21 protein-coding genes are annotated in these 19,415 nt (G+C 71.3%); all 21 read right to left on the bottom strand.

The genetic code is table 11. The annotated features are described in order from the left end of the window. Positions 1 to 6 precede the first annotated feature (6 nt). On the bottom strand, positions 7 to 807 hold the full coding sequence (gene trpA, locus ABCU91_RS09480; protein ID WP_413353500.1) for a tryptophan synthase subunit alpha: 801 nt from the start codon (positions 805 to 807) through the stop codon (positions 7 to 9). Continuing rightward, positions 804 to 2,063, bottom strand: coding sequence for a tryptophan synthase subunit beta (trpB, locus tag ABCU91_RS09475; protein WP_413353499.1), 1,260 nt, complete (start codon positions 2,061 to 2,063; stop codon positions 804 to 806). The genes trpA and trpB overlap by 4 nt, the downstream gene beginning before the upstream one ends. After that, on the bottom strand, positions 2,060 to 2,836 hold the full coding sequence (gene trpC / locus ABCU91_RS09470; RefSeq protein WP_406924240.1) for an indole-3-glycerol phosphate synthase TrpC: 777 nt from the start codon (positions 2,834 to 2,836) through the stop codon (positions 2,060 to 2,062). The genes trpB and trpC overlap by 4 nt, the downstream gene beginning before the upstream one ends. A 1-nt stretch (position 2,837) precedes the next feature. After that, positions 2,838 to 3,065 (bottom strand): DUF6704 family protein, encoded by a 228-nt coding sequence (locus ABCU91_RS09465; protein WP_091353625.1) that lies wholly within the window; start codon positions 3,063 to 3,065, stop codon positions 2,838 to 2,840. A 93-nt stretch (positions 3,066 to 3,158) separates the two neighbouring features. Further along, complete coding sequence (locus ABCU91_RS09460; protein WP_413353498.1) at positions 3,159 to 3,743, bottom strand: Trp biosynthesis-associated membrane protein; 585 nt, start codon at positions 3,741 to 3,743, stop codon at positions 3,159 to 3,161. Next, a complete protein-coding gene (gene hisI / locus ABCU91_RS09455) occupies positions 3,740 to 4,099 on the bottom strand; it encodes a phosphoribosyl-AMP cyclohydrolase (protein ID WP_413353497.1) in 360 nt (119 codons plus the stop codon). Before hisI ends, ABCU91_RS09460 begins: the two co-directional genes overlap by 4 nt. Further along, positions 4,096 to 4,860 (bottom strand): imidazole glycerol phosphate synthase subunit HisF, encoded by a 765-nt coding sequence (hisF, locus tag ABCU91_RS09450; RefSeq protein ID WP_406924243.1) that lies wholly within the window; start codon positions 4,858 to 4,860, stop codon positions 4,096 to 4,098. Before hisF ends, hisI begins: the two co-directional genes overlap by 4 nt. Position 4,861: 1 nt before the next feature. Further along, positions 4,862 to 5,704: an ATP phosphoribosyltransferase gene (gene hisG / locus ABCU91_RS09445; RefSeq protein ID WP_018186765.1), complete on the bottom strand. Its 843-nt coding sequence runs from the start codon at positions 5,702 to 5,704 to the stop codon at positions 4,862 to 4,864. A 46-nt stretch (positions 5,705 to 5,750) separates the two neighbouring features. Further along, positions 5,751 to 6,014 carry a phosphoribosyl-ATP diphosphatase gene (locus ABCU91_RS09440; protein ID WP_018186764.1) on the bottom strand — a complete coding sequence of 88 codons (264 nt, stop codon included), beginning with the start codon at positions 6,012 to 6,014 and terminating at the stop codon, positions 5,751 to 5,753. A gap of 56 nt (positions 6,015 to 6,070) precedes the next feature. Beyond that, entirely contained in the window at positions 6,071 to 6,754 is a 684-nt protein-coding gene (gene rpe, locus ABCU91_RS09435; protein WP_406924245.1) for a ribulose-phosphate 3-epimerase, read from the bottom strand. Positions 6,755 to 6,769: 15 nt separating this feature from the next. After that, positions 6,770 to 8,125 (bottom strand): RsmB/NOP family class I SAM-dependent RNA methyltransferase, encoded by a 1,356-nt coding sequence (locus ABCU91_RS09430; protein WP_413353496.1) that lies wholly within the window; start codon positions 8,123 to 8,125, stop codon positions 6,770 to 6,772. After that, a complete protein-coding gene (gene fmt / locus ABCU91_RS09425) occupies positions 8,122 to 9,054 on the bottom strand; it encodes a methionyl-tRNA formyltransferase (RefSeq protein WP_406924247.1) in 933 nt (310 codons plus the stop codon). The genes ABCU91_RS09430 and fmt overlap by 4 nt, the downstream gene beginning before the upstream one ends. 8 nt (positions 9,055 to 9,062) lie before the next feature. Further along, positions 9,063 to 11,012 carry a primosomal protein N' gene (locus ABCU91_RS09420; protein WP_413353495.1) on the bottom strand — a complete coding sequence of 650 codons (1,950 nt, stop codon included), beginning with the start codon at positions 11,010 to 11,012 and terminating at the stop codon, positions 9,063 to 9,065. Between the two features lie 5 nt (positions 11,013 to 11,017). Beyond that, complete coding sequence (gene metK / locus ABCU91_RS09415) at positions 11,018 to 12,211, bottom strand: methionine adenosyltransferase (RefSeq protein ID WP_406924249.1); 1,194 nt, start codon at positions 12,209 to 12,211, stop codon at positions 11,018 to 11,020. 116 nt (positions 12,212 to 12,327) lie between these two features. After that, positions 12,328 to 12,582, bottom strand: a complete 255-nt coding sequence (rpoZ, locus tag ABCU91_RS09410) for a DNA-directed RNA polymerase subunit omega (protein ID WP_064002061.1) — start codon at positions 12,580 to 12,582, stop codon at positions 12,328 to 12,330. Positions 12,583 to 12,687: 105 nt separating this feature from the next. Continuing rightward, positions 12,688 to 13,266 (bottom strand): CoA-binding protein, encoded by a 579-nt coding sequence (locus tag ABCU91_RS09405; RefSeq protein WP_406924250.1) that lies wholly within the window; start codon positions 13,264 to 13,266, stop codon positions 12,688 to 12,690. Further along, positions 13,263 to 14,600, bottom strand: a complete 1,338-nt coding sequence (locus ABCU91_RS09400) for an O-acetylhomoserine aminocarboxypropyltransferase/cysteine synthase family protein (protein WP_406924251.1) — start codon at positions 14,598 to 14,600, stop codon at positions 13,263 to 13,265. Before ABCU91_RS09400 ends, ABCU91_RS09405 begins: the two co-directional genes overlap by 4 nt. A 43-nt stretch (positions 14,601 to 14,643) precedes the next feature. Beyond that, the gene (gene acs / locus ABCU91_RS09395) at positions 14,644 to 16,659 is read right to left on the bottom strand and encodes an acetate--CoA ligase (protein ID WP_413353494.1); all 2,016 of its coding nucleotides are present in this window, start codon (positions 16,657 to 16,659) and stop codon (positions 14,644 to 14,646) included. Then, positions 16,656 to 17,477: an ABC transporter permease gene (locus ABCU91_RS09390; RefSeq protein ID WP_413353493.1), complete on the bottom strand. Its 822-nt coding sequence runs from the start codon at positions 17,475 to 17,477 to the stop codon at positions 16,656 to 16,658. Before ABCU91_RS09390 ends, acs begins: the two co-directional genes overlap by 4 nt. Before the next feature lie 2 nt (positions 17,478 to 17,479). Further along, positions 17,480 to 18,508, bottom strand: coding sequence for an aliphatic sulfonate ABC transporter substrate-binding protein (locus ABCU91_RS09385; RefSeq protein WP_413353492.1), 1,029 nt, complete (start codon positions 18,506 to 18,508; stop codon positions 17,480 to 17,482). After that, positions 18,505 to 19,344, bottom strand: coding sequence for an ABC transporter ATP-binding protein (locus tag ABCU91_RS09380; RefSeq protein ID WP_413353491.1), 840 nt, complete (start codon positions 19,342 to 19,344; stop codon positions 18,505 to 18,507). Before ABCU91_RS09380 ends, ABCU91_RS09385 begins: the two co-directional genes overlap by 4 nt. Between the last annotated feature and the right edge of the window lie 71 nt (positions 19,345 to 19,415).

Raw genomic sequence — 19,415 nt, 5'->3', positions numbered from 1 at the left:
GCGAGTCTACGCGGTGACGGTGCGGGGTCCTGCGCCCTGCGACAGCTCGCGCGCCGTGGCCGCGAGCCCCTCGACGCCGCCGTCACGCAGTGCGCGCACCAGGGCCGTACCGACGATGGCACCGTCGGCGTAATCGAGGACGCCGTCGACCTGATCGGCCGTGGAGATGCCGATACCGACGCACGCGTTCTCGACCCCGTGCGCGCGGAGACGGCCGACGAGGGCGCGAGCCGCGGCATCCAACTCCGCCCGCTCCCCCGTGATGCCCATCGTCGAGACGGTGTAGACGAATCCGGTCGAGTGCTCGGCGATCATCTTCAGCCGCTCCTCGGTGGACGAGGGCGCGGCGAGGAAGATCCGGTCGAGGCCGGTGCGCTCCGACGCGGCGATCCAGTCGGCGGCCGCGTCGGGGGTGATGTCGGGGGTGATGAGCCCCGCTCCCCCCGCAGCGGCGAGGTCGTCGGCGAAGCGGTCGACGCCGTACTGGAACACCGGATTCCAGTACGTCATGACGACGATCGGCACGTCGACCCGCTCGGCGATCGCGCGGACGGCGGTGAACGTGTCGCGGAACCGGAACCCGGCTGCGAGGGCGGCCTGCGTCGCCTCTTGGATGACGACGCCGTCCATGACGGGATCGGAGTACGGCGGACCCAGCTCGAGGATGTCGGCGCCGTTCTCAGCCAGGGCGACCGCGGCGTCGATGCTCGTCTGCAGGTCGGGGTAGCCGATCGGGAGGTAGCCGACGAAGGCCCCTCGACCCGCGTCCTTCGCGGCGGAGATGGCAGCCGCCACGCGGGAGGTCACAGCTCGACTCCTTCGCCGCTGCCGTGCTCGGGGTCGGAGGGGACCTCGACGGGCTCCTTGTCTGCGTCGTACAGCTCGAACCACCGGGCGGCGGTGTCCATGTCCTTGTCGCCGCGACCGGAGAGGTTGATCGCGATCACGCCCTCCGGGCCCAGTTCGCGTCCGATGCGCAGTGCACCGGCCAGGGCGTGCGCGGATTCGATGGCGGGGATGATCCCTTCGGTCCGGCTCAGCAGACGCAGGGCCTCCATCGCCTCGGTGTCGGTCGCAGGGATGTACTGCGCCCGGCCGATGCTCGCGAGCCACGCGTGCTCGGGACCGACGCCCGGGTAGTCGAGTCCCGCGGAGATCGAGTGCGATTCCGTCGTCTGACCGTCTTCGTCCTGCAGGACGAACGTCTTCGCGCCGTGCAGGATGCCGGGACGACCGCGTTCGATGGATGCCGCATGCTTGGGCGTGTCGACGCCGTCACCGGCAGCCTCGACGCCGTAGAGGGCCACGCCCTCGTCGTCGAGGAACGCGTCGAACATCCCGATGGCGTTCGACCCGCCGCCCACGCACGCGACGACCGCATCGGGGAGTCTGCCGATCTCGTCGAGCAGCTGCTGACGAGCCTCTTCGCTGATGATCTTCTGGAAGTCGCGCACCATGGCGGGGAACGGGTGAGGGCCCGCGGCCGTGCCGAAGATGTAGTTGGTGGTGTCCACGGAGGCGACCCAGTCGCGGTAGGCCTCGTTGATCGCGTCCTTGAGCGTGCGCGAGCCGGTCGTGACCGGGATGACCTCGGCGCCGAGCAGACGCATGCGCGCGACGTTGAGCGCCTGGCGCTCCGTGTCCACCTCGCCCATGTAGATCGTGCACTCGAAGCCGAACAGGGCGGCCGCGGTCGCCGTGGCGACGCCGTGCTGGCCGGCACCGGTCTCCGCGATCACGCGCTTCTTGCCGAGACGCTTCGTGATGAGCGCCTGACCGATGACGTTGTTGATCTTGTGCGAACCGGTGTGATTGAGGTCTTCGCGCTTGAGGAACACCCGCGCCCCGCCGGCGTGCTCCGCGAACCGCGGCACCTCGGTGAGGGCGGAGGGCCGGCCGGCGTAGACGTTCAGCAGTCGCGCGAACTCCGCGGCGAACGCCGGGTCCGCCTTGGACTCCTCGTACACCGCCGTCAGCTCGTCGATGGCGGCGATGAGGGACTCGGGCATGTACCGCCCGCCGAACTCGCCGAAGAAGGGACCCGCGGCTGCGCGCAGACTCATGAACCTGCCTCCAGGAACGAGGCGAGCGTCGACACGGGGTCGTTCGTGACGAGCGCTTCACCGATCAGGACGACGTCGGCACCCGCGGCGCGGTAGTGCGCGACGTCGGCGGGTGCGAGGACCGCGGACTCCGCGATCTTGATCACACCCTCGGGGATGTCGGAGACGAGCCGGCCGAAGAGGTCGCGGTCGAGCTCGAAGGTCGAGAGGTTGCGCGCGTTGACGCCGATCAGACCTGCGCCGATGTCGTTCGCGCGCGCCAGCTCCTCTGCGGAATGCGTCTCGACGAGCGGGGTCATGCCGAGTTCCCGGATGAGGCCGTAGAGCTCGGCGAGGACGTCCTGCTCCAGCCCTGCGACGATGAGGAGCACGAGGTCGGCACCGGCAGCGCGCGCCTCGAACACCTGGTACGGCGTCGAGACGAAGTCCTTCCGAAGGACCGGAAGGGTGACCGCGGCACGAACGGCCTCGAGGTCGGCAAGGGAGCCTTTGAACTTCCGCGCCTCGGTCAGGACAGAGATGGCGGACGCCCCGCCCAGCTCGTATCGGCGTGCCTGGAGGGCAGGGTCGGGGATGTCGGCGAGGTCGCCACGGGACGGACTCGCGCGCTTCACCTCGGCGATGATCTTCACGCGATCAGCGGGTGCGAGTGCAGCCAGGGCGTCGATCGCGGCAGGCTGCGCCAGAGCGAGCTTCTCGACGACCGCCAAGGGGCGGACGGACTCCCGCTCTCGTGCATCCTCCACCGCGCCGGCCATGAGGTCGGCGAGCACGTCAGTGCTGCTTCGTGACGGTCTTCGACCCACCGACGCCGTAGCCGGCCTTGGTCATGATGTAGCCGACGATGAGGCCGATGAACAGCAGGACGACCGAGAGCCAGACGAGCAGCGGCATGTCGAAGAAGAAGAAGACGGTGCCGATCGTCACGGCGACGAGCATGATGATGACCGTCGTCCATGCCGCCGGGGAGTGTCCGTGGCCGGGGTCCTCGATGCCGCTCATAGTTCTCCTTCGATGCGAAGCACGGGTTCTCTGGGTCGGCCGGAGCCGCGTCACCAGTCTAGCGGGGCGTGCACGCTGCCCCGCCCCGCCGGGTCAGGTCGTCGGATCCTCGCCGCGCGACAGGTCGTCCCACGAGTCGATGCTGTCGCGGGGCCCGCTCGTACGGTCGGTCCGGTACTTGCGACCGGCGCTCGTCCAGCGGTGGGCGGTCGCGAGCGCGACGACTCCGCCGAGGATGATGAGAACGGATGCCGCGACCGTCACCGCCGGCCACGGCGTCGCCGTGATCTCCGACACGACCCCGGCGATGCCCTGCGCGCCGCTCAGACCCGTCGCGTCGGTGACCGGCCCCGCGACGGCGTCGACGGGGCGCTGCGAGGCTATCCGGAACGCACCCCACCCGAGGCCCGCGCCGAGGGCGACCGCGATGACCGCGAAGGCGTAGCGGAGGACGCGCCCCACGATCGTCAGGGCGAGTGCCAGGGCGAGTGCCGCGAGACTCAGCGGTGCCACGACGGCGAGGGCATCGGTCCCGGGGACCGGGATCGGGACGGCGGAGCCGTCGTCGACCGTCGCCTCGAGCCAGGTCTGGGTCGACCCGATGATGCCGATCGCGCCGCCGATGAGGATCGCGAGCACGGCCGCGAGCCGTGTCCGGCGTGAGGCCGCCTCGGTCATGAGAACTCGCCGACGACGGGGTCGAGGTCGTCCGCGTCGAAGCACGTCCGGTCGCCGGTGTGGCAGGCCGCGCCGACCTGCTCGACGGACACCAGCAGCGTGTCGCCGTCACAGTCCAGCCGCACGCCCTTCACGAACTGCGCGTGACCCGACGTGTCGCCCTTGCGCCAGTACTCCTGACGCGAGCGCGACCAGAACGTCACGCGACCCTCGGTGAGCGTCCGGCGGAGGGCCTCGGCATCCATCCACCCGAGCATGAGCACCTCGCGAGTGTCGTGCTGCTGCACGATCGCGGGGACGAGGCCGTCCGCGTTGTAGACGACCCGCGCCATGCGCTCGTCGACGAGGCGCGTCATCGCCGCACCTCCACGCCGTCGGCCACCAGGGCATCCTTCACGTCGCCGACCGTCAGCTGTCCGGAGTGGAAGACGGATGCCGCGAGCACCGCGTCGGCGCCGGCGGCGATCGCCGGGGCGAAGTGCGCGGCATCCCCCGCCCCGCCGGAGGCGATGACGGGGACCGTGGAGACCTCGCGCATGAGCGAGACGAGTTCGAGGTCGAAGCCGTCTTTCGTGCCGTCGGCGTCGATCGAGTTGACGAGGAGCTCCCCCGCGCCGCGCTCGATCGCCTCGCGCGCCCACGCGAGCGCGTCGAGGTCGGTGAGGGTGCGGCCGCCGTGCGTCGTGACGGCGAAACCGGACGGCGTGCCGGGAGCGCGCTTGACGTCGAGGGAGAGGACGAGCACCTGCGCCCCGAAGCGGTCGGCGATCTCGCCGAGGAGCTCGGGCCGGGCGATCGCGGCGGAGTTGACGCCCACCTTGTCGGCGCCGACCCCGAGGAGCCGTGCGACGTCCTCGGCAGAGCGCACTCCCCCGCCCACCGTGAGCGGGATGAAGACCTGCTCGGCGGTGCGCTGCACGACGTCGTACGTCGTGTCGCGCGCATCGACGGTGGCCGTCACGTCGAGGAACGTGATCTCATCCGCGCCCTGCTCGTAGTACCGGCGAGCGAGTTCGACCGGGTCGCCCATCTCGCGCAGGTTCTCGAAGTTGACGCCCTTGACGACCTTGCCCGCGGCCACGTCGAGACACGGGATCACGCGGCTGACAAGCGACACGTCAGAGCCTCGCGTTGTGGATCGCGGTCACAAGGATCGCACGAGCGCCGATCTCGTAGAGGGCGTCCATGACCTGGTTCACGGTCTTCCGCGGGCTCATGACGCGGACCGCGACCCACTCGGGGTCGCGCAGCGGCGAGATCGTGGGCGACTCGATCCCGGGAGCGAGGGCGACCGCCTGGTCGACCAGGTGCGCGGGCAGGTCGTAATCGATGAGGACGTAGCGCCGGGCGACCATGACGCCGCGCAGGCGCCGGAGGAGCGTCTCGGTGCCGTCCGCCTCGGTCGGCGCGCCGATCAGGACCGCCTCGGACTCCAGCAGCACCGGCCCGAAGATCTCGAGGCCCGCCTGGCGGAGGGTCGTGCCGGTCGAGACGACGTCGGCGACGGCATCCGCCACACCCAGCTGGACGGCGGACTCGACCGCGCCGTCGAGCGGCACGAGGTCGACCGCCACGCCGAGGTCGTCGAGGTAGGCGTCCACGAGGCCGGGATAGGCCGTCGCGACGCGCAGTCCGTCGAGATCGGCGAGCTCGGTGAAGCGTCCGGGAGGACCTGCGAACCGGAACGTCGAGCCGCCGAAGCCGAGCTTCTCGATCTCTCGGGCACCCGGCATCCGGGCATCCAGCAGCAGGTCACGGCCCGTGATGCCGACGTCCAGCGCACCGGAGCCGACGTAGGTGGCGATGTCCTTGGGACGGAGGTAGAAGAACTCGACGTCGTTGACGGGGTCGATGGCGTGCAGGTCCTTGGGGTCGCGCCGACCGGTGTACCCGGCCTCGGCGAGCATCCCCGCGGTGGTTTCGGCGAGCATGCCCTTGTTGGGGACGGCGATGCGCAGCATGGAGCGTCTTTCGGTGTGGAGGTGGGCGGACGGCACGAGGGACCGATCAGAGATGTCGGTACACGTCCTCGAGCGTCAGGCCCTTCGCGAGCATCATCACCTGCAGGTGGTAGAGCAGCTGCGAGATCTCCTCGGCCGTCTCGGTGTCGGACTGGTACTCAGCGGCCATCCAGACCTCAGCGGCCTCTTCGACGATCTTCTTGCCGATGGCGTGGACGCCGCGGTCCAGCTGCGCGACCGTGCCCGATCCCTCGGGACGGCTCGCCGCGGTCTCGCTCAGCTCGGAGAACAGTGCGTCGAAGGTCTTCACACCTTCCAGGGTACCGGCCCGCCGATCCCGGCCGGTTCGCGTGACGACCGTGGGCGTCAGTGCCGGTGGGCGGATGCCGCAGCCGAGCGGAGCGCGCTGATCGCCGCTCCCGGATTCTCGGCACCGAACACGGCCGAGCCCGCCACGAATGTGTCGGCACCGGCATCCGCTGCCTGCGCGATGGTCGATTCGCCGATGCCGCCGTCGACCTGCAGCCAGACCTGCGACCCGCGGCGACGGGCCTCGTCGCTGAGCCGGCGGAGCTTGGGCATCTGGTCGGCCATGAAGCTCTGCCCGCCGAAGCCCGGCTCGACGGTCATGACGAGGATCTGATCGAACTCGTCGAGGACGTCGAACAGCTGCTCGACGGGGGTCGCGGGCTTCACCGCCACGCCGGCGCGCGCACCGATCTGCCGGAGCCTGCGGGCCAGGGCGACCGGCTCGGCGGCGGCCTCGAGGTGGAACGTGACGGATGCCGCGCCGATCTCGGCGTACTCGGGAGCCCAGCGGTCGGCGTCGCTGATCATGAGGTGGACGTCGAGCGGCACAGGGCTCGTCGCCTGGATCCGCTCCACCATCTGCGGGCCGAACGTCAGGTTCGGGACGAAGTGGTTGTCCATGACGTCGACGTGGACGAAGTCGGCCGACGCGATGCGGGCGAGTTCAGCCTGCATGTTCACGAAGTCGGCGGCGAGGATGCTGGGGTTGATGCGTACGTCGGAGTCGGCCACGTCAGTCATTATCCCGGTGCCTGCTCAGTTCTTCCGGAGCAGCCAGATCGACATCGCGTCGGTGCTGTGGCGGTGAGGCCACAGCTGGGCGCGTCCCGATCCGTCCGCAGGCGCCGCGAGGTCGATCGCGTCCCCGGCGACCTGCCGGAGCACCTCGCGTGTGTCGAGCTGCGCGAGCGCCTCACCGAAGTGGCGTTCGACCTCTGACACGACGCCCGCGGTCTCGGCGAGGTGGGGCGAACAGGTCACGTAGGCGACGACGCCGCCGGGGGCCAGCGCGCCGACCGCCGCGGTGAGGAGTTCGGTCTGCAGCTGGGTGAGTTCGGGGACGTCCGCCGGGGCCTTCCGCCACCGCGCCTCGGGCCGGCGTCGGAGCGCGCCGAGGCCTGTGCAGGGGGCGTCGACGAGGATCCGGTCGTAGACGCCGCGGCCCGCGCGGGTGCGGCCGTCCTCCTCCGACACGGGGACCTCGAGAGGAACGGCGGCGACGGACTGGCGGACGAGTCGTGCGCGGGCCGCGGACAGCTCGTTCGCCTCGAGGGTCGCGCCGGCGGCCGCTGCCTCGGCCGCGAGCACAGCGGTTTTGCCTCCCGGCGCGGCGCAGAGGTCGAGCCACCGCTCACCCGCGCGGACCGGGACGGCACGGGAGAGGGCGAGAGCCGCGAGCTGCGATCCTTCGTCCTGCACGCGGACCGCGCCCCCCGACCCGCGGACGACCCGGTCAGGGTCACCTCCGGCGAGGCGGAAGCCGATCGGCGAGAAGGGAGTGCGCTCCGCATCGTCCGGGATCTCACCGACGTGAGGCAGAGCCGCGAGGGTCACCGTCGGTGCGGCGTTGTCCGCCGCCAGCAGGTCCAGGAGTTCGTCGGCACGTCCCTCGGCGGCCAGCGCGCGCCGGAAGGCGCGGATGATCCAAACGGGGTGCGCGAACCGGACAGCAAGGCGCTCGTCGTCGGAGCGGGCGGCATCCTCGATGCGGGTCAGCCACTCCTCCTCATCCCGTTCCGATACGCGGCGGAGCACGGCGTTGGCGAACCCCGTCGCACGCCGGCCCGCGACGCGGCCGACGAGGTCGACCGTCTCATGGACGGCGGCGTGAGCGGGGACGCGGGTCGCGAGGAGCTGGTGCGTTCCGAGACGGAGGGCGTCGAGGACGGGAGCGTCGATCCCCGAAACGGGTCGGGATGCCGCCATCTCGATGATCGCGTCGTACGTCCCGACGCGGCGGAGCGTGCCATACGTCAGCTCGGTCGCGAGGGCAGCGTCCGCCGTCGACAGTCGCGCGCGTTCGAGTTCGCGCGGCAGGAGCAGATTGGCGTAGGCGTCGTCCTCGCCGACCGCGCGGATGACCTCGTACGCGACGTCGCGGGCGGCGCTCACGAGGCCGCTCCGGGGAGATCGATCCGGGGACCGTCGGAGCGGAGCCCGCGCCACCAGTCCGCCGCGTTCATGGCCCCCTTGCCGGCGGGTTGGACCGTCCGGAGAAGGACGGTTCCCTCCCCCGTCCCGGCGACGACGTCGCGTCCGACGAGCGCGACCTGTCCCGCCTCGAGAGAAGCGTCGGGTCCGCGGAGCGCGGCGAGCACCTTCACCCGCTGACCGTCGAGCGAGAGGTGGGAACCGGGCTCGGGTGTCGTCCCGCGGAAGCGGTCGAGGACGCGATCGGCGGGTTCGGCGAAGTCGAGAGCGCCGTCGGCCTGCGAGAGCTTCGGCGCGAGGGTGGCCTCGCCGACCTGCGGCGTCGCGACCGCGGAGCCGTCGGCGATCGCATCCACGACGGACGTGACGAGTTCCGCACCCGACGCAGCCAGGTCGGTGAGCACGTCGCCCGCCGTGGCGCCGCGCGGGACGTCGTAGCGGAGCTCCGCGAAGACGTCACCGGCGTCGAGGGCGGGGACCAGCTGGAACACGGCGGCGCCGGTCACGCGGTCGCCCGCGATGAGGGCGTGCTGCACGGGCGCCGCGCCGCGCCAGCGCGGCAGGAGCGAGAAGTGCAGGTTGATCCAGCCGTGCGGAGGCATCGACAGGAGCGGTTCGCGCACCAGCCCGCCGTAGGCGACGATCACGCCCAGATCCGCGCCGAGGGCGGCGATCTCAGCCGTCGCAGCGTCGTCGAGGCGGTCCGCCTTGATGACGGGGAGACCGAGATCCGCCGCCGCCGCCGCTACCGGGGAGGGCGTCAGGACGCGCTTGCGGCCGATCGGAGCGTCGCGTCGCGTGACGACGCCGACGACGTCATGGGACGAGGCCGCGAGGGCGCGGAGAGAGGGGACGGCCGGTTCGGGGGTTCCGGCGAAAACGACGCGCATGCAGGTCCTCACAGATCGAGCTCGGGCACATCGAGCCGAACCCTGAGTGTAGTCCGGGGCCCCGGACCCCGGCGCCGACCGCTGACCGCATCGGCGACGACGGACGCCCGCAGCTGCTCGGCGACCGCGCGGCCGTGCGCGTAGTCCACCCGGACGAGCGCGCGCGTGCCGTCATCGGTGGGCACGGGTCCGACCGCCGACAGCGGGGCGAGATCGGGAACCGCGTCGCGCAGCTCCGCGAGGGCACGGTCGACGGATGCCGCGGCCCCCTCGACGGCGGCGACCCGGACGGTCGGGGGCATGAGCAGCGGAGCTCGGTCCGCGAGCTCGGCGCGGGCGTAGGCGGCGTGCGTCCACGTCGCGAGGGCACGGGCGACCGGTCCCGTGACGCCGACGAGATGGACCGGCGAGCCGGGAGCCGCGAGCGCGGCGGCATTCGACCACCACCGGAGGCACGATTCGCCGATCCGCAGCTGCTCGGCCATGAGCATCTTGTCGCCGTCGAGGAGGATGACCGCTCGGTAGCCGCCCTCCGCCGGGGGCTCCGCCCCGCGCGTGGCGATGACGAGGGCAGGCCGACTGTCGACGGACGCGACGGGGTGGTCGCCGTCGGCGACGATGACCCGGATGCCGGGGAACGCCCGACCGAGTTCGTCCGCCGTCCGCTCACTCCCCGACGACGCCATCCGGAAGCGCGTCCCGGCGCAGTTGGCGCACGTCCAGTTCGGCGCCGACCGGCCGCACCACCCGCAGTCCGGCGTCGCCCCCGGTCGGCGGGCCCGGAGCGGGCCGGAACAGTGCCGGCATCGGGCGGGAGTGCGGCACTCCGCACAGACGAGGACCGGCGAATAGCCGGGTCGAGCGACCTGGACGAGCACCGGCCCGTGCTGCAGCGCCTCCCGCGCAGCGCCGAACGCGGCAGAGGGGACGCGCGCCCCGCGGTGCTCGGCCTCGTGCGTCGCGGACAGGACGACCCGTGGGCTGACCCGACGCGCCGCGGCGATCTCCCGCACCCACCCGAGCTGCACCAGACGCTCGACATCGGTCGTACGGGTGTGGCCCGCGAAGACGAGAGCGGAGTGCTCCTCCTCCTGCCGGACGAGCGCGGCATCGCGTGCGTGCACCCCCGGGCTGAGCGGCTCGGCGAGCAGCGTGTCGCCGTCGTCCCACACGAAGACGGCACCGACATCGTGAGCAGGCGCGTACACGGTGGACCGGTTCCCGACGACGATGCAGGGAACGGGGCTCAGCATCCGGAGGTACGTCGCGTACCGCTCCGGCCCCGAGCGCCTGGCGTCGTCGCGGACGACCGCGTCGCCCGGGACGAGGGCCGCGAGAGCGTCGAGGAGCTGCGTCTGGTCGCGGTGGTCCGGGACGACGAGCAGCGCGCTCCGGCCGCTGTCCAGGACGAGCGCAGCGAGGCCGGCGAGCAGGTCCGCCCAGGCACCGCGGAGAGCTCCGGGAGTCGGGTGCGGCGGTGCGTCGACCGCGACCCGCTCCCCCGACAGGACGGCATCGGCGAGCCCGGGATAGGGCGATGCGAGCGCGTGGGCGCGGGTCACGGCATCCGGATCCACCTGCGGCACTCCGGGCGGATCGGCGGCGAGCCAGGCCTTCTCAGCCCGCACCATCCGCTTCGGCACCGCGAGGCGCAGGATGTCGCTCGCAGAACCGGCGGCCCGATCGGCGACACGCCGCGCCAGGGCATAGAGGGATGCCGGGAGCACCGGCACCGGGGAGACGACGGACGCCACCTCGGACAGCGGACGGCCGCCGGGTTCGACCTCCGCCCGCTCGATGACCCAGCCTTCGATCATCCGCCCGGCGCTGCGCAGCGGAACCTTCACCCGCACACCCGGCTGGGTGTCGGCATCCAGAGCGTTCGGGACGGCGTAATCGAAGAGCCGGTCGAGCTGAGGGAGCGGCGAATCGAGGAGGATCCGCGCGACGGCGATCACGGGCGTCAGAGCCCGGCGGCGGCCCGCAAGGCGTCGACGCGGTCCGTGCGCTCCCACGTGAACTCGGGCAGTTCGCGCCCGAAGTGTCCGTACGCCGCGGTCTGTCCGTAGATGGGACGCAGCAGGTCGAGGTCGTCGATGATCGCCTGCGGCCGGAGGTCGAACGACTCCCGGATCGCGGCCGTGATCTTCTCGTCGGAGACGTGTCCTGTGCCGAACGTCTCGACGTACAGCCCGACGGGGGCGGCGCGACCGATGGCGTAGGCGACCTGCACTTCGAGCCGGTCGGCGAGCCCTGCCGCGACGGCGTTCTTCGCGACCCAGCGCATCGCGTACGCCGCCGAGCGATCGACCTTGGACGGGTCCTTGCCGCTGAAGGCCCCGCCGCCGTGACGTGCGGCACCGCCGTACGTGTCGATGATGATCTTGCGGCCGGTCAGGCCGGCGTCGCCCTTCGGTCCGCCCACGACGAACGGACCCGCCGGGTTGATGACGTAACGGACGTTCGATACGTCGAGGCCGGTCTGTGCGAGGACGGGGTCGATGACCTCGGCCTGCACTGCGGCGCGGAGGGCCGGCAGCGAGATGTCGGGGTGGTGCTGCGTGGAGAGGACGACCGTGTCGACCGTCCGCGGCGTCGTGCCGTCGTAGCCGAGGGTGACCTGCGTCTTGCCGTCGGGACGGAGGAACGGCAGGGCGCCGCTGCGACGGGCGTCGGTCAGCCGCTCGGCGAGCCGGTGAGCCGTCCAGATCGCGGTCGGCATGTACGAGGGCGTCTCATTCGTCGCGTAGCCGAACATGATTCCCTGGTCCCCCGCGCCGAGCGCGTCGACGGGGTCGACGGACCCGCCCTCGCGGTGCTCGAGCGCGTTGTCCACACCCGCGGCGATGTCGCCCGACTGCTCGCCGATCGACACCGTCACACCGCACGAGTCGCCGTCGAAGCCGGTCTCGGAGGAGGTGTAGCCGATGCGGTTCACGACCCGGCGGACGATCCCCGGGATGTCGACGTACCCGTCGGTGCGGACCTCGCCGGCGACGTGGACGAGTCCGGTGGTCACGAGCGTCTCGACGGCGACACGGCTGCCGCGGTCGACCGCGAGGAGGGCATCGAGGATGCTGTCGGAGATCTGGTCGCAGATCTTGTCGGGGTGACCTTCGGTCACAGACTCCGACGTGAACAGGCGCAGCGCGCTCATCGGTCCTCCAGAGGGCGGATCGGGGGTGTGAAAACCATCATGCCCGCGGTCCCCGACACGGGGGACACGCGGGCATGAGGATGACGCCGTGTGGCGCCCGGGTCATGATGTCGAGGTCACTCGGCCGCGCGCAGGCGCAGCTTGTCCTCGTGGATCTCGTGGAGGGCGATCGTCAGGGGCTTGTCCTCGACGTTCGAGTCGACGAGCGGGCCCACGTTGTCGAAGAGGTTCCCCTCGTGGAGGTCCGAGTAGTAGTCGTTGATCTGACGCGCGCGCTTGGATGCGTAGATGACGAGCTGGTACTTCGAGTCGACCTTGTCGAGCAGTGCGTCGATGGGCGGGTCGATGATGCCCTGGTCACGGTTGGCCATGGTGGTCCTCCAGGATCGGTGAGGCGAGAGGTCTGCCTGAGCGCACGCTGAAGCGGCGCGGCATCCTCTCAGTCTACAGGTCGCGACGAGCCGGCGCGCGCCGCGTCAGCGGCTGAGCAGCTGCCGCTTCGAGCTGAGGACCCCGGTGTCGAAGCCCGCCAGGTGGAGCCCGCCGTGGAAGCGGGCGTGCTCGATCTTGACGCACCGATCCATGACGACCGACAGCCCCGCGTCGGCGGCGATCTTCGCGGCGCCCTCGTGCCACGAGCCGAGCTGCAGCCAGAGGGTTGCGGCACCGGCATCCACCGCCTCCTGCGCGACACCGGGCAGGTCGTCGTGCTTGCGGAAGACGTCGACGATGTCGGGGACGACGGGCAGGTCCGCGAGCGACGCGTAGGCGGGCTCACCGAGGATCTCGCTCGCCCGCGGATTGACGTAGTACACGTCGTACGGCGAGCTGCCGCTCAGGTAGGTCGCGACGAAGTAGCTCGCGCGCGCCGGGTTGTCGGACGCGCCGACGATCGCGATGGTCTTCGCACGGCGGAGGATCTCGAACCGCTCCTGAGGGCCGGCAGCCGGCCAGGTGCGCTCCGCGTGCGCGGCCGGAGCCGCACCGGGAAGCGCGCACGCGGCGCCATCGGTCGGGGCGGGCTGGGGCACGGCGCAGGCGTTCGCGTCGGTCATCGGGAGACTCCTGTCGCGGCGGTGAGGGCCTGATCGAGGTCCCACACGATGTCCTCGGGGTCTTCGAGACCCACCGAGATGCGGATGAGGTCGGCGGGCACGCCGGCGGCGACGAGCTGGTCGGCGCTGAGCTGCTGATGCGTCGTCGAGGCCGGGTGGATGACGAGGGTCCGGGCATCGCCGATGTTGGCGAGGTGCGAGGCGAGCTGGAGCGCGTCGATGACGGCCTCCCCTGCTCGCCGGCCCGCGGCGACCCGTTCCTCGTCGCTGGCGGCGTCGCCTGCGGCCTTCACGCCGAACGCGAAGACCGACCCCGGACCCAGCGGAAGGTACTTCTCCGCCCGCTCGCGGTGGGGGTGATCCGGCAGGCCCGCCCACGTGACGAAGGACACGCGCGGGTCGGAGTCGAGCCACTCCGCGACGATCCGCGCGTTCGCACCGTGCGCATCGATGCGCTGCGGCAGGGTCTCGATGCCCTGCAGCAGCAGGAAGGCCGAGTGCGGGCTGAGGGCCGCGCCGATGTCGCGGAGCTGCTCGCTCCGGAGCTTGGTCAGGAAGCCGTACTCGCCGAAGTTGTCCCACCACTTGATGCCGCCGTAGGACGCGACCGGCTCGGTCATCTGCGGGAACTTGCCGTTCCCCCAGTCGAAGGTGCCCTTCTCGATCACGACACCGCCGAGGGTGGTGCCGTGTCCGCCGAGGAACTTCGTGACCGAGTGGATGACGATGTCGGCGCCGTGCTCGAGCGGTCGCGCGAGGTAGGGGGTCGCGAGGGTCGAATCGACCACGAGCGGGATGCCGGCGGCGTGGGCCACCTCGGCGAGCCCCTCGATGTCGGCGATCTCTCCCGACGGGTTGCCGATGGTCTCCACGTAGAGGACCTTCGTCTCGGGCCGGATCGCCGCCGCGTAGTCGGCCGGATCGCTCGAGGCGACGAAGGTCGTGTCCACGCCGAAGCGGCGAAGCGTCACGTCCAGCTGCGTGACCGTGCCGCCGTAGAGCTGCGCCGAAGCGACGACGTGGTCGCCGACGCCGACGAGCGCGGCGAACGTGATGAACTCCGCGCTCATCCCCGACGCGGTCGCCACCGCTCCGATGCCGCCCTCGAGCGATGCGAGGCGCTCTTCGAGGGCCGCGACGGTGGGATTGCCGATGCGCGAGTAGATGTTGCCGTACTTCTGCAGCGCGAACAGGTTCGCGGCATCCGTCGCATCGTCGAAGACGAACGATGACGTCTGATAGATCGGCACGGCGCGGGCGCCGGTGGCGGCGTCGGGTGTCCCGCCGGCATGGAGGGCGCGTGTGCGGAAGCCGAAGCGGTGTTCGTCAGTCATGTTCTCTCTCTGGCGGGTGGATGCCGGGGGTGGATGCGGCAGGTCACGCCGCTGCCAGGGCGGCGGCGATACGCGCGACGGCGTCGGGGTTCTGCAGCGACGTGGTGTCGCCGAGGGGTGCGGGTTCGCGGCCCGCTCGACGGTCCTGTTCGGCCTCCCACAACTGGGCGAGGAGGCGTCGGAGGATCTTGCCCGAGCGGGTCTTGGGAAGATCGGGCACGACGACGACATGCCGCGGCTTGGCGATCGGTCCGATCTCCCGCGCCACGTGCGCGCGGAGATCGGCGGCATCCGGCTCCCCGGCGCCGGACGGGACGACGAAGGCGGCCACGGCATGGCCGGTGAGCGCGTCGACCACCCCGGTCGTCCCCGCCTCTCCGACCGAGGCGTGAGCGACGAGCGCGGACTCGATCTCGATCGTCGACAACCGGTGGCCCGAGACGTTCACGACGTCGTCGAGTCGGCCGAGAATCCAGATGTGGCCGTCGGCGTCGCGCGTCGCTCCGTCGCCCGCGACGTAGTAGCCGCCGTGTTCGCCGTGACCGGCGTAGGCCGACCAGTAGGAATCGCGGTAGCGTTCGGGGTTCCCCCAGACGGTCCGCGCCATCCCGGGCCAGGGACGACGGACGACGAGCGTGCCGGACCTGCCCGGTTCGACCTCGCGCCCATCGGGGTCGACCACGGCGGCGTCGATCCCGGGCAGCGGCACGGTCGCCGATCCGGGCTTCAGCGTCGTGACTCCCGGCAGCGGCGCGATCATGGCGGCGCCGGTCTCCGACTGCCACCACGTGTCGACCACGGGGACCTCGTCGCGGCCGAAAGCACGGCGGAACCATGCCCACGCCGCGGGGTTGATCGCCTCGCCGACGGTGCCGAGGAGACGGATGCTCGACAGGTCGTGCCCCTCGGGGAGATCCTCGCCGAACCAGGTCATGAAGGTGCGGATGAGGGTGGGCGCCGTGTAGTAGACGGTCACGCCGTACCGCTCGATGATCTCGAGGTGGCGCTCCCGGTGGGGCGCGTCCGGCGTGCCCTCGTAGATGACCTGGGTGAGGCCGTTCGACAGCGGGCCGTAGATCTCGTAGGTGTGGGCCGTGACCCACGCGAGGTCGGCGGTGCACCAGTGGACGTCGTCCGGCTTCCCGTCGAAGTGCGCCCAATGGGCCCAGCTCGCGTGGGTGAGGTATCCGCCGGAGGTGTGGACGAGGCCCTTCGGCTTCCCGGTCGTGCCCGACGTGTAGATGATGAAAAGGGGATGCTCGGCCTCGAACGCTGCGGCCTCGTGGACCGTCGACGCGGTGTCGACGACGTCGTGCCACCAGACGTCGCGCCCCGGGGTCCACTCGACCTCGTTCCCCGTGCGCCGGACGACCAGGACGTGCTCGAGCTCGGGGAGGCCTGCCGCAGCGGCATCCGCGGCGGATTTGACTTCGACCGCTTCCCCGCGACGGAACTGACCGTCGCTCGTGACGAGCAGCTTCGCGCCGGTGTCCTCGAGCCGGAACCGCACGGCTTCGGCGGAGAACCCTCCGAAGACGAGGGAGTGCACCGCACCGACGCGCGCGCAGGCGAGCGCGATGACGACGGTCTCGACGAGGACCGGCAGGTACACGACGACGCGGTCGCCGGGTTGGATGCCGAGGGCGACGAGCGCGTTCGCCGCCTGGGACACGCGGCGTTGCAGGTCGGCGTAGGAGACCGTCGTACGGTCGCCCGGTTCGCCCTCGAAGTGAAGGGCGACCTTCTGACCACGGCCGGCAGCGACGTGGCGATCGACGCAGTTCACCGCCACATTGAGGGTGCCGCCCTCGAACCAGCGCGCAGCGGGGATCGTCAGCTCACCGTCGGCGTCGCGGACGGGCGGGCGCCAGTCGAGCGCGGTGTGCCAAGGCGTGACCCAGTCCAGGCGCGCGGCCGCCGTCTCCCAGAAGCGGGTCGGGTCCGCCGACGCATCCGTGTACGCCGAGGCGGTCACATTGGCCTGCGCCGAGAAGCCGGCCGGTGCCGGATAGGTGCGGTTCTCGACGAGACGGACCTCGTCGATGTCCGTGCCGCTCACGTCCACTTCCTCAGGACGCGCCGCTGCAGCAGCGTGACGAGGGCGTTGGACAGGGTCCCGAGGGCCGCGAGGATCACGATCGCCAAGAAGATGCGGTCGACGCGACCCGTGCTCTGCGAATCGGTCAGCAGGTATCCGAGTCCCATCGAGGCCGAGATCAGCTCCGCCGCAACGAGGAAGAGCCACGCCTGCGCCAGGGCCAACCGCAGACCCGAGACGAGCGCCGGGACGGTCGCCGGCAACTGCACCGAGCGGAAGAGCTCCCAGCCGCGCAACCCGAACGAACGCCCCATCTCGACGAGGTGCGGGTCGACGTGTCGGAGCGCGCCCGCGACGGTCGTGAAGACGGGGAAGAAGGCGCCGATCGCGACGAGGGTCACCTTCGGCTCCTCGCCGATGCCCATCCAGAGCAGGAGCAACGGGACGAGGGCGAGCGACGGGATCGCGCGGAACGCGGCCAGGATCGGGCTGAGGAGCACATCGCCCGCGCGGGTCAACCCGACGACGGCCGCGACGGCGAGCCCCACGAGCGATCCGATCGAGAACCCGAGGATCACGCGCTGCACCGAGATCGCGATGTGCCCCCACAGCACACCCGAGTCGCCGAGCTGCACGGCGGCGCCGACGACGTCGATCGGAGCCGGCAGACGATACGTCGGGATCAGGCCGAACGCCGTCACCGCCTGCCAGAGCGCGAGGACGGCCAGCGGGACGACGAGGCCGCCCACGACCCGGACACTCGTCCGGGTCCAGAACGGCCGCACCGCCGCGGCACCCGAAGGCGCGGCGGCGGCGGTCGTGTCGACGGATGCCGTCATCGTCAGCCTGCCGCCTTCTCGGCGAATGTCGGCTCGATGATCGTGTCGAGCGCCTGGTCGACGGCGTTCTGACCACCGGTCACGGCGTCGGAGTCGACGAGGACCGGAGCGATCTTCTTCAGGACGGCGAGCTGGGCGTCGCCCGGGATGCCGCTGACGTCGAGGTTCGAGCGCTCGCCGATGACGGTCGTCGCGACCTTCGGGTCGATCCCCGCGACGTCCGCGAGGAGCGCCGCGGTCTCGTCGGGGTTCGCGAGCGCCCACTCGCGGGCCTCCTCGTAGGCGTCGACGACGACCTGCGCGACGTCCTCGTGGTCGGTGAGGAACTCTTCCGTCGCGTTGAGGAAGCCGTACGAGTTGAAGTCGACGTTCCGGTAGATGAGCTTGTCGCCGGATTCGACCTCGGCCGCCGCCATGATCGGGTCGAGACCCGCCCACGCGTCAACGGAGCCGCCGTCGAGGGCAGCGCGCCCGTCCGCGTGCTGCAGGTTCTGCACGTCGACGTCCGCGACGCTCAGCCCCTCGGCCTCGAGCGCCTGCAGCAGGAAGAAATACGGGTCGGTTCCGCTCGTCGCGGCGACCTTCTTGCCCTTGAGGTCGGCGACCGAGGTGATGTCGCTGTCCGGGCCGACGACGATCGCCGACCACTCCGGCTGCGAGTACACGTCGATGACCTTGATCGGCGAACCGTTCGCCCGGGCGAGGAGCGCGGCCGAACCGGCCGTCGATCCGACGTCGAGCGCTCCGGCGCGGAGGAGCTCGTTGGCCTTGTTCGACCCGGCGGACTGCGTCCACTCGACGTCGACGTCGTCGCCCAGCGCCTTCTCGATGAGGCCCTGGTCCTTCACCACGAGGCTGAGCGGGTTGTAGGTCGCGAAGTCGATCGAGAGGGTGTCGGTCGACCACGATCCGGCGCTCGCGCCGTCGGAGGTCGAGCTCGCGTTCTCGCCGGCGAGGCATCCCGTCGCCATGAGCATCACCACGGCACCCACGGCGAGGGCGGGAACGGTGCGGCGGATGACGGTGCTCATCGGGTCTCCTGAAGGGTTGAGCGGTGGGTGTCGACGCCGAGCCCCGCGAGGAGCTCGGCGCGGAGGTCCGTGAACCCGCGATCGGCGCGGTCACGGGGACGGATGCCGGGGACCTCGATCACGCGGGCGATCGAGGAGTCCTCGGAGTCGGCGTCGATCGCGCGCAGCTGGATCACGCGATCTGCCAGGTAGAGGGCTTCCTCCACGTCGTGCGTCACGAGGACGACGGTCGTGGGTTCGGCGGAATGGATATCGAGGAGCAGGTCCTGCATCCGGAGGCGGGTGAGGGCGTCGAGGGCTCCGAACGGCTCGTCGAGAAGCAGCACCTCGGGTCCGCGCGCGAGAGCCCGCGCGAGCGACGCCCGCTGGGCCATCCCACCCGACACCTCACGGGGACGGAGAGAAGCGGCGGCGGTCAGCCCCACGAGTTCGAGGAGCTCGGCCACGCGAGCGGACGCGTCGGAACGCGCGGTGCCGCGCGGCATCCCGATGGCGACGTTCTGCGAAATCGTGCGCCACGGCAGCAGGCGCGGTTCCTGGAAGGCGACCGCGGTGCGCTCGTCCGTGTCGCGCAGTGGTGTGCCGTCGACGGTCACGGATCCGGCCGTCGGCGCGTCGAGACCGGCGAGGAGGCGCAGGAGCGTCGACTTGCCGCATCCCGAGGGCCCGACGATCGCGATGATCTCACCGGGTTCGATGTCGAGGTCGACCCCGCGGAGGACGGGGACGGGCCCGCTCGCTCCGGAGAAGGTCCGACGAACGCCCGACAGCGACACGGCACCCCGCGGCGCGGGCGTGCTCCGGGCAGCGTCGGAGGCGGTGAGGACGGTGGACATGAGTCCAGCTTCCCGGACCCCGACGCGGCTCCCGCATCGGGGCGTAACGATGTGAAACGAAACGCCGGGAT

This window comes from Microbacterium phoenicis (genome assembly GCF_047302325.1).
Classification (GTDB): Bacteria; Actinomycetota; Actinomycetes; order Actinomycetales; family Microbacteriaceae; genus Microbacterium.
This window is presented reverse-complemented; position numbering and strand designations above follow the sequence as displayed.

Coding starts and splice junctions, on each gene's coding strand:
- hisG (WP_018186765.1), bottom strand. CDS start 5,704: ATGCTGCGCATCGCCGTCCCCAACAAGGGCATGCTCGCCGAAACCACC.
- trpB (WP_413353499.1), bottom strand. CDS start 2,063: ATGAGTCTGCGCGCAGCCGCGGGTCCCTTCTTCGGCGAGTTCGGCGGG.
- ABCU91_RS09385 (WP_413353492.1), bottom strand. CDS start 18,508: ATGAGCACCGTCATCCGCCGCACCGTTCCCGCCCTCGCCGTGGGTGCC.
- ABCU91_RS09380 (WP_413353491.1), bottom strand. CDS start 19,344: ATGTCCACCGTCCTCACCGCCTCCGACGCTGCCCGGAGCACGCCCGCG.
- rpe (WP_406924245.1), bottom strand. CDS start 6,754: ATGACTGACGTGGCCGACTCCGACGTACGCATCAACCCCAGCATCCTC.
- ABCU91_RS09390 (WP_413353493.1), bottom strand. CDS start 17,477: ATGACGGCATCCGTCGACACGACCGCCGCCGCCGCGCCTTCGGGTGCC.
- ABCU91_RS09405 (WP_406924250.1), bottom strand. CDS start 13,266: ATGACCGACGCGAACGCCTGCGCCGTGCCCCAGCCCGCCCCGACCGAT.
- ABCU91_RS09400 (WP_406924251.1), bottom strand. CDS start 14,600: ATGACTGACGAACACCGCTTCGGCTTCCGCACACGCGCCCTCCATGCC.
- ABCU91_RS09465 (WP_091353625.1), bottom strand. CDS start 3,065: ATGAGCGGCATCGAGGACCCCGGCCACGGACACTCCCCGGCGGCATGG.
- hisI (WP_413353497.1), bottom strand. CDS start 4,099: ATGACGCGCCTCGTCGACGAGCGCATGGCGCGGGTCGTCTACAACGCG.
- fmt (WP_406924247.1), bottom strand. CDS start 9,054: ATGCGCGTCGTTTTCGCCGGAACCCCCGAACCGGCCGTCCCCTCTCTC.
- rpoZ (WP_064002061.1), bottom strand. CDS start 12,582: ATGGCCAACCGTGACCAGGGCATCATCGACCCGCCCATCGACGCACTG.
- ABCU91_RS09460 (WP_413353498.1), bottom strand. CDS start 3,743: ATGACCGAGGCGGCCTCACGCCGGACACGGCTCGCGGCCGTGCTCGCG.
- metK (WP_406924249.1), bottom strand. CDS start 12,211: ATGAGCGCGCTGCGCCTGTTCACGTCGGAGTCTGTGACCGAAGGTCAC.